Annotated in this window: 14 protein-coding genes; 9 read left to right on the forward strand and 5 right to left on the reverse strand. The window is 24.2% G+C overall.

From position 1 onward, the window contains the following. Positions 1 to 34 precede the first annotated feature (34 nt). From T383_RS0103560 to T383_RS0103600, 9 genes are all read left to right on the forward strand, one after another. Positions 35 to 1,045 carry a hypothetical protein gene (locus T383_RS0103560; RefSeq protein ID WP_033160284.1) on the forward strand — a complete coding sequence of 337 codons (1,011 nt, stop codon included), beginning with the start codon at positions 35 to 37 and terminating at the stop codon, positions 1,043 to 1,045. A gap of 1,173 nt (positions 1,046 to 2,218) precedes the next feature. Next, positions 2,219 to 4,570 carry a hypothetical protein gene (locus T383_RS0103565; protein ID WP_033160285.1) on the forward strand — a complete coding sequence of 784 codons (2,352 nt, stop codon included), beginning with the start codon at positions 2,219 to 2,221 and terminating at the stop codon, positions 4,568 to 4,570. Between the two features lie 309 nt (positions 4,571 to 4,879). Then, complete coding sequence (locus T383_RS0103570; protein ID WP_033160286.1) at positions 4,880 to 7,114, forward strand: hypothetical protein; 2,235 nt, start codon at positions 4,880 to 4,882, stop codon at positions 7,112 to 7,114. Between the two features lie 578 nt (positions 7,115 to 7,692). Next, the gene (gene mnmA / locus T383_RS0103575) at positions 7,693 to 8,814 is read left to right on the forward strand and encodes a tRNA 2-thiouridine(34) synthase MnmA (protein WP_052664068.1); all 1,122 of its coding nucleotides are present in this window, start codon (positions 7,693 to 7,695) and stop codon (positions 8,812 to 8,814) included. A 26-nt stretch (positions 8,815 to 8,840) separates the two neighbouring features. Continuing rightward, the gene (gene alaS, locus T383_RS0103580; RefSeq protein ID WP_033160288.1) at positions 8,841 to 11,570 is read left to right on the forward strand and encodes an alanine--tRNA ligase; all 2,730 of its coding nucleotides are present in this window, start codon (positions 8,841 to 8,843) and stop codon (positions 11,568 to 11,570) included. A 2-nt stretch (positions 11,571 to 11,572) separates the two neighbouring features. Then, the gene (ruvX, locus tag T383_RS0103585) at positions 11,573 to 11,998 is read left to right on the forward strand and encodes a Holliday junction resolvase RuvX (RefSeq protein ID WP_033160289.1); all 426 of its coding nucleotides are present in this window, start codon (positions 11,573 to 11,575) and stop codon (positions 11,996 to 11,998) included. After that, positions 11,985 to 12,578, forward strand: coding sequence for an O-methyltransferase (locus T383_RS0103590; protein WP_033160290.1), 594 nt, complete (start codon positions 11,985 to 11,987; stop codon positions 12,576 to 12,578). Before ruvX ends, T383_RS0103590 begins: the two co-directional genes overlap by 14 nt. A gap of 2 nt (positions 12,579 to 12,580) precedes the next feature. Beyond that, positions 12,581 to 13,510, forward strand: a complete 930-nt coding sequence (locus T383_RS0103595) for a U32 family peptidase (protein ID WP_033160291.1) — start codon at positions 12,581 to 12,583, stop codon at positions 13,508 to 13,510. Next, a complete protein-coding gene (locus tag T383_RS0103600) occupies positions 13,494 to 14,720 on the forward strand; it encodes a peptidase U32 family protein (RefSeq protein WP_245595174.1) in 1,227 nt (408 codons plus the stop codon). The genes T383_RS0103595 and T383_RS0103600 overlap by 17 nt, the downstream gene beginning before the upstream one ends. 9 nt (positions 14,721 to 14,729) lie before the next feature. Here T383_RS0103600 and T383_RS0103605 read toward each other — a convergent pair whose 3' ends face one another. The 5 genes from T383_RS0103605 to T383_RS03930 form a co-directional block, all read right to left on the reverse strand. After that, positions 14,730 to 15,107 (reverse strand): desulfoferrodoxin family protein, encoded by a 378-nt coding sequence (locus T383_RS0103605; protein ID WP_033160292.1) that lies wholly within the window; start codon positions 15,105 to 15,107, stop codon positions 14,730 to 14,732. A 15-nt stretch (positions 15,108 to 15,122) separates the two neighbouring features. Next, the gene (gene hemW, locus T383_RS0103610) at positions 15,123 to 16,163 is read right to left on the reverse strand and encodes a radical SAM family heme chaperone HemW (protein ID WP_033160293.1); all 1,041 of its coding nucleotides are present in this window, start codon (positions 16,161 to 16,163) and stop codon (positions 15,123 to 15,125) included. Positions 16,164 to 16,165: 2 nt separating this feature from the next. Next, positions 16,166 to 17,077 carry a tRNA (adenosine(37)-N6)-dimethylallyltransferase MiaA gene (gene miaA / locus T383_RS0103615; RefSeq protein ID WP_033160294.1) on the reverse strand — a complete coding sequence of 304 codons (912 nt, stop codon included), beginning with the start codon at positions 17,075 to 17,077 and terminating at the stop codon, positions 16,166 to 16,168. 191 nt (positions 17,078 to 17,268) lie between these two features. Beyond that, positions 17,269 to 18,330 carry a DUF6856 family protein gene (locus T383_RS0103620; RefSeq protein ID WP_033160295.1) on the reverse strand — a complete coding sequence of 354 codons (1,062 nt, stop codon included), beginning with the start codon at positions 18,328 to 18,330 and terminating at the stop codon, positions 17,269 to 17,271. A 152-nt stretch (positions 18,331 to 18,482) separates the two neighbouring features. Next, positions 18,483 to 19,328, reverse strand: an 846-nt coding sequence (locus T383_RS03930) for a hypothetical protein (RefSeq protein ID WP_033160296.1), incomplete at its 5' end; no start/stop codon positions are given.

The raw sequence follows: 19,328 nt of genomic DNA on the forward strand, positions 1-19,328 counted from the left end.
ATTGTATAACTTGATTTCAAGTAAGGTTATTTGCATGACACAAGATTGATTGTCAACATTATCAATTCATACTGGTAATAAATGGGCCGATTTTAATATTAATTCAGCAATTTTATCTGGAATTATTATTCTTATTCCTATCATTATTGCTTTTATAATTCCTTTGTTTGAAAAAAGAAAAAATAATAAATTACGTTCAACATTGTATCTGTATGCTTTTACAACTGGTTTTTTTATTGTGTTAGGTCTTTTTGGAGAAGTTACTGAAGGCAAAGAATTAGCTGTTGAAGCAGCAACTTTAGTAGATCCTAATAATATTTGATTATCTATTGGTTATCAAATTATTGTTTTATTATTTGGTTCAATTATTGGTTTATGTTCAGCTTTAGCTCTTAAATATTTTGTTAGCAAAAAATGAGGAAAATTTAATTCTAATTTTCCAATTGAAGAGCATTCTGATCATGATGCTTTTCATAATCATCCTCATATTCATGAATTTTTTTTTGCAAAACAAAAACCTAATGATAGAAATGGAAATTATATAAAAACAAAAAGTACAGCTTTATATTTAATTCTATTTCATAGACTTGCAGCTGGTTTATTTTTGGGTTATATAGTATATAACCTAGTTGCATTAAATTATAATGAACATTCTGTAGTATCTGATAGATCATCAGGAATTAATTTAGCTTTTTTAATAGGATTTTTTTTGCATTTGATTCCTGAAGAAACTATTGTTTATTATAGACAAAGAGAAATGGGGATTAAAAGAAATCGTTCAATTTTGAACTCAATTCTAATGATTTTAATTTTAATACCTTTTATTTTTTTGGGTGCTAATATTGGACAATTTGTTTCAGAAATTTGATGATTAAATGCAATTATTCATATTATTGTTGGAGTTTTATTTGTTTTTACAGCATTAGTTGAGTTTTTTCCAGAAGTAATTAAAGAATCTACAACACAAAAAAAGTGATATATAAGCATTTTAATGCTAATTATTGGAATTGCTACTTGCTTTGTTTTTATTTCATTTGGTGGATAAAATAGTTTTATTTTTAAATAATTAAAAAAAAATATACAACTAAGTTTTAGTTGTATATTTGAAAAAGAAATTAATAGACATTTATATTTATGTGCAAATTACTTATAACTTGCTGTAATTAAGATCTTTATCTTTTTTATAAAAATTGCTTTTTGAGGTAAAAATGTATTATAAAAAAATTTTAAAAATTATTAAAACAAATAAAAATAGAGTAGAAAAATAAAAACGAAAGGAGGTTGAAAACAAAAAGAGGTTGAAAAACAAATAAAATTTATTAATAAAAGCAAAATTGCATTATATAAAGAAAATGCAATATTAAAACTACAAAGCGATGTAGGCAGGAAGCAACAAAACCTGCCAATACATTTTAGCAAATTTTTGATTTTTTTAAAAAAATAAATTTGTTCATTACACCTTGTCTAATACTTAAAACTCTTAGTTTTACTTGTTAAAGAATTTGTAATCTCCAATAGATAAAAACATATTTATTATGAATAACAAAATTAAGAGTTATTTAATGGACTTTTGGTTTATTTAAGATATTTTTTTAGTTTTATAGAACAATATTCTTGAATGCAATTATATTAAAATTCATTTCTAATTTTAGTTAGAATGTTTATATGTTACAAGTAATAAGCTTTCTTAATGCTCTTAAAATAAGATGTTTTTTGAAAAAAATTTTTAATTTTATTAATCTACAATTATGAGCCAAGATAACGTTATACATAGGATTATGCAAGAGCATCAATTTTTTTGATGCTCTTTTCTTTTTGTAATTTAAGGTTAAATTTTAGATATTTAACTATACAATCTTGATATTGTTAATAATTAGTCAACTTATATTATGATTATCTTTAAATACAAATTTACTTAGCATATCAATATATTGTTTTTCTACTTAAATTTATATAAGTTCTTAGTGTTTTAATATTAATTTATAAAATTTATTTCTAAAATACATTGGTTTCTTCCAAAAGAATAAATTTTGGAAATAGACAAATATTTATAATGGATGATTTTATTATTTGTTTTATTTAAATTTTAATTTAAACCTTTTAAAGGCAATTTAAAAAGGTTGTAGTGAAACATTTTTATTTTTTGTTAGAATTAGCAACCGTCATATAACTAATTTAATAAGGTTTTACATAAAGAAAAACATTTGGAGGTTTTCTTTTGTTTTTACATAAGAGTAAGAAAAGTAAGATAAAGTTAATAAGTTTAATTGCTATTAGTTTAGGATTAGTTGTTATTATTTCAAATGTTGTAAGTAATAATGTATTTTCTACTGATCAATCATTAATTATAAAAAATAATGAAGTTAAATTAGATGGACCAATAGATGATGTTATAGAAGTCTTAAAAAGAGTTGATACATCAAATACAAATAAAACAACACTAGATTATACTGATGCAAAACAAGAAGTCACATTTAGTAATTATGATCAAAATGGATTAGATCTATTAGAACAAGTTCTTCAAAATAACAAAAATTATGATTTTAAGTTAACTCCTAAAGCAAGAATTAGTGATGATGTTAATGTAACTATTGGTTATAGTTATCCACTTTATGAGTATGGTACTAGTGACATTTGGTATACACGTGATTTTATAAATAGTTACTATACAAATAAACAAAATTATGTTAATTCACCAAACACTAATTTAAGTTCAAAAGTTCTTGCTTATTGTCAATCACATCAATTACCGCCAACTATGGGAACACAGAATCCAAATTTTGTGTTTCAATTATCAACATATGAAAATAATAAAAATACATGAATTTGGCAAGATGAAAACCTTTTTGATTTAGGTAAAGAGATTGTAGCTAGAAAAGGTAAATTAAATCCACAAGGTGATTTATATTTATGGTTTGTACAAACAGGTACAAAGATAAAGTACAAAGCAAAAACATTTGATCCAGAAAAACTAAAAGATTTTTTTTCTAATGGTACAGGTAAAGGATATACTGAAACAGGTTGAAAAGAATGATTAAATTCATGGAATGAAGAATTTGTTTTACCCGAAACTACTTCAATTAAATTTTTAGATATAACTAGTAGTCCAAATTCTTATTGTACTTCTGTTAGTGCTATGAATGCAAAAGATATTTCACAAACACCTAAAGAATGAATTGAGTATCATTATAAATATTCAGCAGTTCCATCAAATAATGATAACAATTCTAATGCTAATACTAGTCGTCCCATTCAAAAGCGTTCGGTTGAATTGACGCCCCAAATAGGTGATTGATGAAATCAAGTTACAATTCCAGATAACTTGCTAAATGACTTAAATCCTAAAAATTATAATTTCCAAGATGGAATTGCTTTTTATGTAAAAGTTCCTAATAGTACTTTATTTGATACTCATGATGGTAAAATTAGTTTAAGTAGTCTTATTAATTCACCAGCTAATGTTAAAGATGTAATTCAATATACTGAATTAAAAAAAGACAGTAAAAACCTTCAGTTTTTTGGAACATCTAAACCTGCTGTAAAACAACAAACATTACGTATTTTTTCTGATGAATCTCCTATAAGAGATAATGATAGAAACTATGCATTGAAACGTCAAATTCTTGATTTTATTCAAACGCCTAATTTAGATATAACTAATTTTATTGTTCCAAAAACTGAATATGATTCTTCAACTAAAAAAAATAAATTAACATTTGATTTTAACCCAACACTTAAAGATTTAATATTGAATCTTTATAATTTATCAATTAAGGCCAAAGAACTAAAAGTAGCTGATAACAATTTGTTGTTATTAAGACAAATTAATAATGCTATGCTTGATTATAAGCAAGCTTACAAAAATGCTTTATCTTCGCAGCAATCATTATATTCTGCTAATTGATATTTAAATGCTGAAAGAGATTTTGGTTTGAATTTAAAATTAATTAGTGCAGTTGAAAATCCAGTTTATGTAACTCCAAATAATTCTTTTCCAACTGATGGACCAACAGCAATTGTTACACATTATCCAACCCCATGATTACAATTGTTATCATGAATCAAAGATTATTTTTCACATGATATTTATGCTGAGTATTCAATTAACTCTGTTAATAGAGATTCTAGTGTGCCTAGAAAAGCTAAAATTTGAGATGCAAATGCATTTAACTTTACAAATGAAATTCAGTCTTTGTACAACACCTCAGAAATAACTATTACTAATATTTATTCGGAAAAAACTCCAAGTGAAAATTTAGTTAGTAAACTAAAAATGGATAATAATTCTGATTGTAAACTTGAAAACAATAAATTAGTTTATTCATATACTCCACAAACTCCTCCAGATAATTGAAATCCATCAAATCCAGGTGATGTAACTCCTCCAGCAAATCAAAACCCAGGAGGAAATGGTCAAAATGGCAATATTGAAGAACAAACATCAACAACCAACACATTAACAATTATTATTCCTTCAGTGGTTGTTAGTGTTGTTGTTTTGGTAGTTATTGGTGTAGTATCATTTGTTTTAATTAAGCGAAAAAAGAAAAGAGTAAGTAATAATAGTTAAAGCAAACACTTTACTTGATTCTACACTTTAACCATTTTTTAGTTTATATTTTTATAAGTTTTTTTATTCTTTAACTTCAATTTATAAATTTATCTTTAAAGTAAAATATATTGTTCTTTTTTAAAAAGAATTAGTTTTGTGAAATAGAAAAAATTTTTATAGTTGAGGGTTGACATCTCATTAAAAGCTTAATTTAAGTCTTTTAAAAGTAATTCAAAAAATCAAGATTAAATTAAAAAAATTGTTTTTTTTTTTTTTTTCATTAAAATTGTGAAACTTAATTTAAGTTTAATGTTTTAGGGTTTTATAGTGAAGAGATTTTTAACTAAAAAAAGCAGTTTAGTTGCTTTATCTTTTGTTGGCACAATTAGTGGTATAGTTTTTTCATCTTTTGTTATTCCAAGTGTTGATAATAATTTGCAAACTAGTAATAACTTGACAAACCAAGGTGCAAATTTACAACTAAATGATAAATCTTATAAATTCTCAGTTGAGGACCAAAGTAATACACTATTTAGACTAAATGATCATACGCAGTTATTTGATTATAACTCTATTGGCATTGATCCGCAGTCATCTTGAAGAAGTACAGTTAACACATATGGTTATACATTAGGCAATAATTCTGATTATTATGCATTAGCTAATCCATATACAAATTTACTTCATGCTAACCAAGAAATTAAGAATGGACAATTTCCTGATGCTAACACATTGTATTATGCAATTTTATCAATAGTTGGTCCTAGTAAATTTCTTGATTATATCAATTATGATAGAGCTAGTCATCCAAACAATGTTCTTCAATGAACAGCAATGTCTGAAATTGTTAATATGAGTAATTATTGACATTTAAATTTATATCCAATGCTGAAATCTTGAAAAAACAAGTTTTATAGAAATAATAGTCCATTTGATTGAGAAGAACATGATCGACCACGTTTTATTTGACCAGGCGATATGGATCATGCTACTGATGATGAAAAAAGAATGATTGATGGTATTAGTAATTTAACAGCTCCTGAGTTTGTTGGTAATTTATATGCTGTAGGTGCTTATACTCCAAATTCTTCAAATCCTTCTGATTTTAATGCTTATAGTGATGCAGATGATCTTTTAGCTCCAATTGCTTTACCTTGTGACCGTCCATATACTTTTGATTTTGGTAAGTATATTGTAAGCACAAATGATGATTTTAAATGGACAAATCTCCAAGTTAGCAATTTAAATCTACATGGTGGTAGTTTACAAGTTAAAGACAAAATTGTTATTTATAATCCATCATTAAAAAATGTAAATGAAATTGATAGTTTTGATGTTTCAATTTGTAATGCAACTAATTATCATGGTTCATCAGATAAGATGCAAAAAGTTTATAAATGAAGAATTAAAATTTCTAAAACATTTAATGAACCAATTTTTTCACTTTATTCTCCATACAATGAGAATACACATATTGGTGTTTCAGACAAACAAATTGCTAGCTATGTTAGTGATCTTCGACAATCTAAACCAATAGCTCAATGAGTGAATAATAATTTTGATCAATTTCATCCTGATAATAAAAAACAAGGTTTTAGATGTGAGTTTAAATTTGTTGTGCCATATGATGGTTATTACTCATTTATGACTAAGTTTGATGATTTATTAAACATTAGTGTAAACATAAGTGGAAGAAATTCTAGATGATTTGTAAGAACTTTTAACCAATGGACACCTAATGAAATTAACTTAAATCGTGACGGAACTAGTGATTATTTATATGCTGGTGATGTTGTAAACTTTGATATCTTTGTTATTAATACTGGTGGAATTGGTAATTTTGATTTTAGTATTTTATATAAACCATATCCATTAAGTAAGAATCAAGATAAAACTGATGAATTCATGGAAACTTCAATATATCTTCCTCATGTAAATGTTAATAAGTCTAATATGACTTCAAGATCAGCAACAATCAATAAGACTGCAAAACCTTGAAAATACATTTATACTATTAGAACATCTAAAACTTCATGAACTAATGGTGCTAGATTTAGTAAGTTTGCATTACCGATTAATGAACAATGAAGAACTGATAATAAAAATACAATTTTTAAAAATTTTGAATTATTAAAAACAACAAGACCTGATAGCAAATGAGTAAGCAGTAATTTGAATTTATCATCAATTAGTCCTCATTGTGCTTATCGAATGCAGTTTAATTTTGTTGCTCCAGCAAGTGGTTATTACAAATTCTTTGCGACATTTGATGATTACTTATGTTGTACTATGGCCGATGGAGTTCACAAAGAGTACAGTACAGTATTTAATCATTGAACAAATCAATGAACAAACATATGCCCTGAAGCTATATTTGCTTTAAAAGCAGGTGAAACTTTTACTTTTGATATTTTTGTAATGAATGTTGATGGTCCTGGCAACTTTAATATGAAAGTGCAATATAACAATAGACTTACAAATGATGATCTAGATCATTGACCAAATTGAGAAAATAATTATAAAGATATTCCCAATTGTTCTAAATATTTTTACACTAATTAAAACTAATTAATTTGCTTAAGCTTGAGTAATTGAGTGTTACATAATATTTGATAGTTACTTTTGCTTATAGTGTTTATATGACAGTTAAAAGTACTAGTGCTTTGTGCTAGTACTTTTTAATTGTGTAAATAAAAAAGTTATTATTAGGTTAATATAAAATAAATTTCAAAACAAAAAAACAAAAGTTAATACTTAAAAAAATAATAAAAAGCATCTAAGAAAGTTATTTATACAATCATATTTTTTTATTAGAATAATAAAAATTTTTAGAAATTATATGGACAAAGTTTTCTAAAATTTTTCTTTAGAAATTTAATTATGCATTTGCTTTGAAATAAATTTTTAACAAGTGTTTGATTACTGCTTTTATCTTTATCTTAGAAAGCACATTTGTTTTTATTAAATTTTATTTAAAAAATGATCATTGTATAGTTTTTCTAGCAAAAAAAATCAAATTTTTAATTAAAATTTTTGAATCTTGACTAAGAGTTCATTAGTATTAAATTAATTTATTTAACACAAAATACTAACTAAAATTTTAAATGTATTCAACTATGAGTATTAAGAATGGAAATAAAATGAATGTAATAGTAGGATTATCTGGTGGAGTTGACTCTGCTGTGAGTGCGCTATTATTAAAAGAAAAAGGACATCATGTTATTGGGATTTACATGGTTAATTGAGACAAAGAAATTAATGGAGATTTTTTTGGCTCTAAACAAAGTGAGATTGAGTTTGGTTGTAATTCTGAAAAAGACTTTAAAGATGCTAAAAAAATAGCAGAACAATTAGGTATTAAATTACTTAAAATAAATTTTGTTAAAGAATATTGGGATTTAGTTTTTAAAACTGTTTTAAATGAATATAAAAATAACTTAACACCAAATCCAGATATTTTATGCAATAAATTTATTAAATTTGGAATTTTAAAAGATTATATTGATAAAAATTACCCTGGATTTTGCTTAGCAACAGGGCATTATGCAAAATTACTAAAAAAACAAAAAGAAATATTTTTAACAATTTCAAAAGACGAAAACAAAGACCAAACTTATTTTTTGTGTCATTTAAATCAAAAACAACTAAGCAATGTTATTTTTCCTTTAGAAAATTATTTAAAAACAGAAGTGAGAGATATAGCTAAAAAAAATAATTTAATTGTAGCCGATAAAAAAGATTCTACTGGAATTTGTTTTATTGGCGAGAGACATTTTAAGCATTTTTTAGAAAATTATTTTAACAAAGAAACTGGAGAAATAAAATTATTACCTGAATTAAAAGTTATTGGAAAACATGATGGCATAAAATTTTATACTATTGGTCAACGCCATGGATTAAATTTAGGAGGAATGAAAGAAAAAGTTTTTGTTGTTAAAAAAGATAGCAAAACAAATACTTTGTATGTTGCACTTGAATCAGAACTTTCTAAGTATTTAGAAACTAATTACACAACAATAACAACTTTTAATTGAATAAATGATCAAAATAAAATTGATTGAAAAAATGAAAACTTTTTTGTCAGATTTCGACATCGTCAGAAATTAATCCCATGTTTTATTAAAAAAATATGGAATGATAATTTGGAAATTTATTACCCCTATAAAACCTTAGCAGTTACACCAGGGCAATATGCTGCAATTTATACATCAAACAAGATTTGTATAGGTGGTGGTAAAATATTAGAAAGTAAACTCATTTAGTAGATTAAGTAATATGGTTATATATTATGCAAAATTGAACAGGCAATTCTATAAGGCAAAAATGATTAAATTTTTTTAAAGAAAAAGGACATTATATTGTTGAATCTAAACCATTGATTCCAATTAATGATGATTCTTTGCTTTGAATAAATTCTGGTATTGCAACTTTAAAAAATTATTTTTCAGGAAAAAGCATCCCTCCTTGTCCTCGATTATCAAATTCACAAGCTTGCTTAAGAACAAATGATATTGAAAATGTAGGAATTACTAGTAGACACCAAACTTTATTTGAAATGTTAGGTAATTTTTCAATTGGTGACTATTTTAAAAAAGAAGCAATTAATTTTGCATATGAATTATTGACTGAAGGTTATAAGATTGATAAAGACAAACTATATATAACTGTTTTTGAAGAAGATAATGAAGCCTTTGATTATTGAATTGAAAAAGGAATTAATCCAAATCACATTATTCGTTGTAATCGTGAACGTAATTTTTGGGATTTAGGGCAAGGACCATGTGGTCCATGCACGGAAATATATTTTGATCGTGGAGAAAAATATGATCCTTCTAAATTAGGTATTAAATTATTTCATGAAGATATTGAAAATGATCGTTATATTGAAATTTGAAATATAGTGTTTAGTCAATTTAATAATGATGGTAATGGAAATTATCTAGAGTTAGAAAGAAAAAATATTGATACTGGATCTGGATTAGAGCGTTTAGCTTCAGTTTTACAAGATGTACCAACTAATTTTGATACAGACTTGTTTTTGCCCATCATTAGAGAAATTGAAAAATTTACAAACTTTAAATATAACATTGATGATTATTTTAGTACTAATTTGGAAATAAAAAAACAGCAAACATGATTTAGAGTTATTGCTGATCATGTTAAAGCAGTCGTTTTTGCAGTAGCAGATGGTGTTGTTCCAGGACCTAAAAATCGAAATTACACAATTAGAAAATTAATAAGAAGAGTTGTTTTATATACAAAAAAACTCGATATGAGTAACAATTGAGCACAATCTGTTATTGAAACTGTTATTAACATTTATGGTAATTTTTTTACTAATTTAAAAAATAAACAAGAAATAATAACAAAAACATTATTAACTGAAATTAATAGTTATGCCAAAACTATTGATAATGCTTTTTACTTATTTAATGAAGAAATTAAAAACAAAACATTAAATACTAAATCTTTTTTTAAACTAGTAGAAACACATGGTTTACCAATAGAATTTGCTAAAGAATTTGTAGAAGATGCAACTAAAAAAATTGAAAAAAATAACAGTACAAATGTTGAAAATATAAATATTAACTGGGAAGAATTTAATAAACTTTTTGATGAACATAAAATAGTTTCAAAAAGTAATCAACAAGTTGTATCAATTGAAAAACAAAATTCAAATTTAATAAAATGTAATGTTCATAGTTTTTTTGATTATGAAAAAGATTCAATTAAAGGAAAGGTTATTGCTTTATTTAATGATAATTTTGAACCAGTATCTAAAATTAATAATGGTAATGGTTATGTAATTTTTGATAAGACTGTTATTTATGCAACTTCTGGTGGTCAGCAGTTTGATGAGGGTTATGCAAAAAAACTTTTTAAAAAAATTGTTCAATTTGATAATGTTATTAAAGGACCTAATTTACAACATTTACATCACTTTACAAATGCTTCATTTGCAATTGGGCAAGTTTGAAAACTTTGGCATGATCCAAATTGAAGATCTTTATCTAGAAAAAATCATTCTCTTGAACATATTTTACATTCAGCATTAAAAAAAGTTATTAGTGAAACAATTAAGCAAGAAGGTGCATTTAAAAATGCAAAAAAAGCAACCCTTGATTTTACATACCCAACTAAACTTACTGATGATCAATTAGAAAAAATTGAAAATGAAATTCGCCGGATAATTAATGCGAAAATTGATGTAGAAGTCATTTATACAGATCTAGAAGGATCAAAAAAATTAAATGCCATTGCATATTTTGATGATGAATATAAAAAGCATGACAAACTTCGTGTAATTAAAATTGCTGATTATAGCATTGAATTGTGTGGTGGAACGCATGTTAAAAATACTTCAGAAATTGAAAATTGTTTTATTACCCATCATACTTCACAAGGACTTGGTTCATGAAGAATTGAAATTATTAGTAGTAATGCAACAATTGCTGCTTATTTAAATCAAGAAAATAATGAAATGTTAGGTCAAATTAATCAAATGTTAAATGATTTATTAAAAATTGATGAAAAACAAATTATTAAAAAGATTCAATCGTTTGTTTTACCAAAAGAAATTGAAGAACTTAGACAAAAGAAAAAAGAATTTAAACAAATTTGTGAAGAATTTATAAAAATTAAATTTAATTTTGAGAAAAAATATATTGAAAAAAAGTCTAATGAGCTAAAGCAACAGATGATAAGCAATATTAAAGATAATTTTGCATTTCTAAATTTAGAGAATAATACAGCAAAGGAAATAAATATGGCAATTTCATCTGCAAGTAATGAAAACCCCGATATTTTATTTGTTGTAATTAATCATGTTAACAATAAAACACAATATTATGTAAGCATTAAAAATGCCTTAAATAATTTGAATGCTAATTTAATTGTTAATTTACTTAACAAAAGTTTTAATGGCCGTGGTGGTGGAAAAAACAATTATGCTCAAGGTGGATCTGAAAAACTAATTAATATTGATGAAGTTAAACAAGTTATAAATGAAAATTTTTAATAATGTATTTTGTAGGTTTAGATGTTGGATCAAAAACTATAGGAATTGCTATTTGTAACAATATTAATGGCATTCCTAGTCCATTAACAACAATTAAGTTTAATTCAAATAATTATGTTCAAGCTGTTGCTTTGTTGAGAAAAAAATTAAGTTTTTATTTTAATGAAAATTTAATATTTATTATTGGTTGACCAGTTAATAAAGATGGTAGTTTAAATAATGCAACATTAAGAGTAGAGCAATTTATTTTAGAATTAAAAAAACAAATACCTAAATGTGAATATAAATTGCAAAATGAACAATACACAACTCAATTTGCAAACGAATTATTATTTGAAATGAATATTAAAAGTTCACTTAGAAGCAAAAATGTAGATAAAGTAAGCGCATTGATTATTTTGGAAATGTTTTTAAATGAAAACAAATAAAGCTAAATTAATTTTAGAAAAAAGTATTGAACAAAAAGTTAGTGTGATGCGCGAAAGTAATTTAAATTATTTGATAAATTATTTAGCAAAAAATTATCACATACAAAAAATTTTAGAAATTGGAACAGGATGTGGATATAGTTCTTATCATATAAGTAGATTGGAATCAGTTAAGGAAATTGTTACTATAGAGAAAAGTTTGATTCGATTTAATATTGCTCAATTTTTTTTAAGTGATATAAAGAAAATAAAACTTATAAATATTGATGTTAATGATTTTATAAGAATCAATACAAACAAATATGATTTAATACTTATTGATGGTCCAAAAAAACAAGTTGTTTCAATTCTAGAAAAATGCTTAATGTTCATCAATAAAAATGGCGCTTGTGCAATTGATAATTTTTTTTTAAAAGATGTTAAAAATAGATTTTCTATTCAAAAAGAAAAAAGATTATTAAAAATTATTAAAGCTAATGAGGATTTACAAAATTATGTGAATCAAATAGATAAAAAAAGATACAATCTTTTTATAGATCATTCTGGAGATGGATTAGTTATTATTGAATTAAATGATTAATTATGAAATTGATTACAATGCCTTTTGATTACAATCAAGCAATTGAATTTATTAATGCAAAAATTGATTGCTTGCTAATCGGACATAAAGATTTTAGTTTACGAACTGCAAATTATTTTAATTGAAACGAAATAAAAAAAATATGTTTTCAAAAGAAAAAAACAAAAATTTTCTTATTAGTTAATCAAATTTTTTTTGAAAATGATTTAGTAAAGTTATTAATCAATTTAAAAAAAATTAATAAATTGCCAATTGATGGAATTTATTTTCAAGATTATGCCGTTGTTCAATTATCTAAAGAGAATAATCTCAAATTTAATTTTATTTATCATCCTGAAACCATTGTTACAAGCTATGGTCAATTTTCATTTTTTTTAAAAAATAATATTAATCATCTTGTTTTATCAAGGGAATTATTTAAGAGTGAGATAAAAAATATTTGTTTAAATAAACCTAAAAATTTAAATTTAGAAATTCAATGCCATGGATTAATGTTTATTATGCATTCAAAATGAAAAATGATTTCAAATTTCAACCAATATGCAAATTTAGATTTAAATACTAAGGATAAATTTTTGGTTAAAGAAATGTTAAGAAAATATCCTAATACAATTTATGAGGATAAATTTGGAACACATATGCTTAGTGGTTATCAATTATGTACAATCAAAATATTAAAAGAATTATTTGAAATGGGTATTGATTATTTAAGAATTGATAATGTTTTGCAAAACAAAAAGTGATGTGCAGAAATTACATATGCCTATAAGGAAGTTATTCAATTAATAAAAGAACAAAAATTTACAAAAAAATTAGAAAATTTTTATTTAAATAAAGTTAAAAAAATAAGTGCACCATATGAGATTGCCTTAGGTTTTCTTGGGACAATTAAAGAAAATTTACACTTGATTAAAAATGAAAAAAATAATTAGAAATGAACTATTATCTCCAGCTGGAGATTTCGAAAAAGCAACAATAGCTTTAGATTATGGAGCTGATGCAGTTTTTTTAGGCGCAAAAGCTTATTCATTAAGATCACAAGCTTCGAATTTTTTTATGAATGATATTAAAAAGACTTGTAAATATGCTCATAAAAAAAACAAAAAAGTTTATGCCGCTGTTAATGTTATATGCCACAATGGACTATTAAAAGGATTCCCAAAATTTATCAAACAATTATATGACACAGGGATTGATGCTTTAATTGTTGCTGATCCATATATAATTGATTATGTTAGTGTAAATTATCCGAATTGAGAATTACATTTATCGACACAACAATCAATTACTAATTCAGCTGCAGCAAAATTTTGAAAAGAAAATAATATTTCTAGAATTGTGCTTGCAAGAGAAGTTAGTATTAAAAATTTAAAAAAATTAATTCAAAATTTAAAAAATAAATTAGAAATTGAATACTTTATTCATGGTGCGGTTTGTATTTCATATTCTGGTAGATGTATGATGTCAAATAACTGGTCATTAAGAGATGCAAATGTTGGTGGTTGCGCTCAATCTTGTAGATGAAAATTTGACTTAATGGATTTAAAAAATAAAAATAAATATAGTAGCGAATTTACTATGTCCCCAAAGGATATGATGCTTTTAGATGAAATTAAAACTTTAATTAAACTTAATGTTGCTTCTTTTAAAATTGAAGGTCGAATGAAGTCTTTAAATTATGTTGCTACTGTAACTAAAGCATATCGTGAACTAATTGATGCTTGTTTACAAAAGCACAATAATAAAAAAATTTTAAATAAATTAAAAAATTCTAAAAAAGATTTAAAATTTGCTGAAAATCGACCAAGTGGTAAGGCACTCAGCAAAGGTTTTACAACTATAAATGATATGTTATATCATGATCAAGAGAGAGCACTTAAACAACAATTTGCTTTTGTTGTTGAAGAAACAAAGCAAACTTGAGTTCAAGTAAATTGTCGTAATTATTTTAAATTAAATCAATTTTTTACCATTTTTGGTCCAAAAGAAAAATATGAAAAATTAAAATTAATAAAAATTTTAGACAAAAACAAAAACGAAACTAATGTAGCAAATAAACCAATGGAAAAATATTATTTAAAATTTGATAATAAATCAGGATTAAGAATAAGCAAAAATTTTATTGGTAGAATAGAAAAATAAAACTTTTATTTATTCCAAACTTGAATAATACAATCCATGCAAATTACAAAAACTAAATACTTTTACTTTAGTCCCATGATCAACATTGAATTTAACATTTGGATTTGTATCTTTTTTATAATTAAAATCATATCGATAAATTCATTGCTCATCAATTTGTAAAACAACTGTAACCAAATGATGCTTAATGTTCATTGGGTGCAAAATTCCATCATTATTTTCATGTTTAATTGTATAACCTAAATCATTTTTTTCGATTTTTGGAATATGGCCCATTTGATGTGGATCTTCAGTGCGTATTTGAAGTTCAATTAAAGTGTCTGGTCTTTGACCTCCATCTTTAGCAATTTCATCATATAAAATTCAATCTTTTCTAAAAAACTTCATAAGTTTACTTTCATTTTAAATAATATTTACCAAAGTGCTATTTAATAAATTAATATTTTGGCATTTTAGAATATTTCCTTTTATTTTAGTAAAAATTAATTTATTTTTATATAAATTAAAAGCACTTTTATATGGTTCAATGCTGATATCAATGCCATTCTTTAATCTTAATCCCATGATTAAAACTTGTTGATAATATTCCTCATCAGTTAATTTATAAGATTTTTTTTTAGGTTTTAAAATTGTTCCTTCATAGCTATAATAAATTCGATTTTCAAAACCATGAGCGCCATAACCAATAGCTGCTCAATCTTTTGTTAGTCAATATGCTAGATTATGCTTGGATTCATATTTCTTGCTTATAGCTCAATTAGAGACTTCATATCTTTTAAATTTTGATTTATTAAATTCCTTAATAATTGTACTTAGTTGATTTTCTTCTTCTTCATAATTAATTTGATAATTTTTTTTCGTTAAAATTGCATTAGGTTTTAAATCTAAACCATAAAAAGAAACATGTTGTACTTGATGATCAATTGCGAATTGCACAGCATTTTTAGCATCATCAACTTTCATTAAAGGCAATGCATACATAAAGTCTAATGAAATGTTATTAAAGTGAAATTTTTGTAATAATTTAATAACTTTTGAACATTGCTCAATTGTGTGTGCTCTATTTAAGATTCTTAATATTTTATCGTTGGTAGATTGTACACCTAAAGAAATTCTATTAACTAGATTATTTTTTAAAATTTTAATTTGTGATTCATTAATAAATTCAGGATTACATTCTATTGTAAATTCATAATTAGTTGATAAGAAATTTTTTACAAATGATAAAAAATAGTTTAATTGATCATTGTCTAAAACATTTGGTGTACCTCCACCAATGTAAATTGTGTCAAATTGCTTTTTTTTATATTTTTTAAGTTTATTAATCAAGTAATCAATTATCTCTTTAGAATTATAATTACAAATTAATTCTCTTTTGAAGTCACAAAATGTGCAAATACTTTTACATAATGGTATGTGAATATACAAATGCTTTGTATTCATAGTTAATTTTTTAAAAATTCATTTATTTTCTTAAAAAGATCATAAATATTATCGTGATAAAAATCAAAATTAATTTTATTTTCCAAATAATGATTTTTACACCATGTTATTTGTCTTTTAGCTAATTGTCGTATTAATTTTTGAAGAATAGATAATTCAATATTTTTATTGTTTATTATGCAATCTATTAAATAAGAATACCCAATTGCTTTAGATGCTTGTGAATTAATAAATTCTGGTCATTTTTTTATTAAATCTTTTATTTCATTTAATCAACCATTGTTATACATTTCAATTGTTCTTTCATTCAATTTTGTCATTAATTCATCTTTATTTTTAAGGTTACAAAATATATATAAAACATTATATTTTGGTTTATTATTTTTTATTAAGACTGATTTTTGTATTCCTGTAGTTTCATAAATCTCTAATGCTCTTTCTAAACGTTTTCGATTAAATTTGCCAATTTTTAAAGCTTCTATAGGATCTATAGAATGTAATTTTGCATGCAATTCTTCATTAGTTAAATTTTTATATAGATCTGGATTTCTTTTGGGAGATTTACTTAAATCATAATTATTGATAAGAGCATCCATATATAGGTTAGAACCACCACATAAAATAGGAATTAATTTTTTGTCAAAAAGATTGTCAATTATTTTTTCACTTAAATCTTTAAATTGTTTAATATCTCAAGTATTTTTTACACTTATATAATTTATTAGGTGATGTTTTACTAATTTTAAATCATTTAAATTAGGTTTATTAATACCTATTGATATTTCCTTATATACTTGAAAAGAATCAACACTAATTATTTCTGCTCTAAAATTCAAATATTTTGCTATTTCAATAGCAACATGTGACTTTTTGGATCCTGTTGGTCCAATTATGGCTATTATTTTTTTGCTCATAATTTACCATTTATTTATTATTTTTTTACTAGAAAAATTGCTAATATTTTAATTAAGTTAAAAAGTTATATTTGTAGAAAAATATTTAAGATTAAGTTTTTAATTTAATGTTTAGTTATAAATAAACAAACTCATAAAAATCACATTTTTATATAAATACTTTGATTTACAAAATAATTTAATTTATAAATCTATTTTCTATAAAAACTAGTTAAAAAATCAACTAGTGATGAACCTGCAACGCCAACTTTAGTGATTAATTTTGATGCATTGCTATTGCTAAAATTTGAATTACTACTAGTGGATGATGAAGAATCATTAGTTGATCCATTTGGAAGTGTTGCATCAGCTCCATTTTCAGGTGTGTCAGGATTGTTTGTGTTAGTTCCATTGTTTCCATCATCGGGAGTTGTGCTATCTCCAGTACCTGGATCTGAAGGATTATTTTCTGAAGTTCCTCCGATTGAATAGAAAGCACGTTCAATAACTCCATCTTGATTTTGCTTAAAGGCAATGACCATGTATTTAGTTATTTCAGAATAAACATCCTGACTAGGATCAAAAGTAACGCTTGAACTTGTTGGTAATTCAGCAGTTTTAGTGAATCATGATGCCACAATTGAATTTGTAGAATAAGTATCGTAAACTAAATTAACAATATCTCTATATTGAACAGCACTTTCATCTTCTCTTCTATATTTACCAGAGCGATCTTTAGATGTTTGTGATGCAATTGGATTGTCTGTATCAACATTAGGATACTTTGCAAATGGGTTATTTTTATTATTTGTGTCATCTTGTCCAGCAGGAATATTTGTTGCTTCATCAATAAATAAACCAAATTTAATTCCTAAAGGATATGAATCTTTTACTGGACTATTGTTGCCAGAAAAAATACTAACAGCATTACCAAACTCACCATTTCAACGTTTTTGATCCGCTGGCCCTTGAGAATTTATGCCATTAAAGAACTGTCATTGAGATAAATTTGAGTATGTTCCAATAGCTAAAACATAATTGCCATTATTAAAATTTTTTGATCCAAGAACTAAATTTTTTACATTAGCTTCATTAACTTTGTTTAATTGTGAAAAATTAGTTTTTGCATTAATACTTTGTACATCTAATGTTCTTATTAAATTACTATCTACATTAGAACAACTAGTAACTGTATTTGCTAGTATTCCAAATATAGAAAATAACCCAAAACTTGTAAGAACAAATTTAACACAATTTTTTTTATTAATTTTCATTGATCTTTCCATCTGCAATAGAAATATTTGTTAAAATATTCATTAATTTTATTATATAAAACAACATTTTGAAATAAAAACAATTTTTGTGTTATTTCAAGTATGAATTAATTGTTTAGATACATTGAATATTTGCTTAATGTTTGTGAAATTTAATTTCTTTTTATTAATTTTATTTTATTATCACTATCATTATTATCTTTTCTATTTGATTTAATTACATTAATATTGTTATTAGTTGTATTAACATTTCATTTAATAATGAAATTAGAATTATGAGCAGATTTAATAGTTGGTCCCTTAATTATTTCTTTATTCTTCTCTAAAAATTTTAAGTTTGGACTATTATGTCTTATAAAATTAAGTTGAGTTTCATTGGCTTTTCTTCTCTTTTTAAGAATTAGAAAAATCGCTTGAAACATGCCAACAATTAATATGAATGTTGATACAACAATTGTTAATATTATACTAACATCTAAATTAGTTAACTCAATACCAATATCACCTTTAGAAGTAGGTGCTGATTTGATAGATACAGAAAATGAAGGTTTAACACTTGTTGAAGGATTTTCAACAGCAACATCATCAAAATTATCGATTTCTAAATCATTTATTGTATTAAAAAGTAAAGTTTGGATTTCAGAATTAAAAACACTTGAAAAGTTAGTCATAAAATAATTTGCTAATGAAGTTCTAAATTTGTCATGAATTTGTTTATAAATACTGTTGTTAATTGAAGAATTCATAAACAAACAATTAATTAAGGATTTATCAACATTGGTTAAATCAAATTGAATTTCTAAATCTAATTTTCTAATTATCTTTGATTCATCTTTAGGATCATTAATAAGATTTTTATTTTTAATTAGAACTTTAAAAGGAATAATTTGTGAAAAAGATTGTTTTGTATTTTGATTGTTCATGACAACATTAATAGCAGAACTTGGAGATGTTGTACTTTCAACATTGATTAAAACAATATTATTTTTAACATCAGA

This window comes from Mycoplasmoides alvi ATCC 29626 (assembly GCF_000701785.1).
GTDB classification, from domain to species: domain Bacteria; phylum Bacillota_I; class Bacilli_A; order Mycoplasmatales; family Mycoplasmoidaceae; genus Mycoplasmoides; species Mycoplasmoides alvi.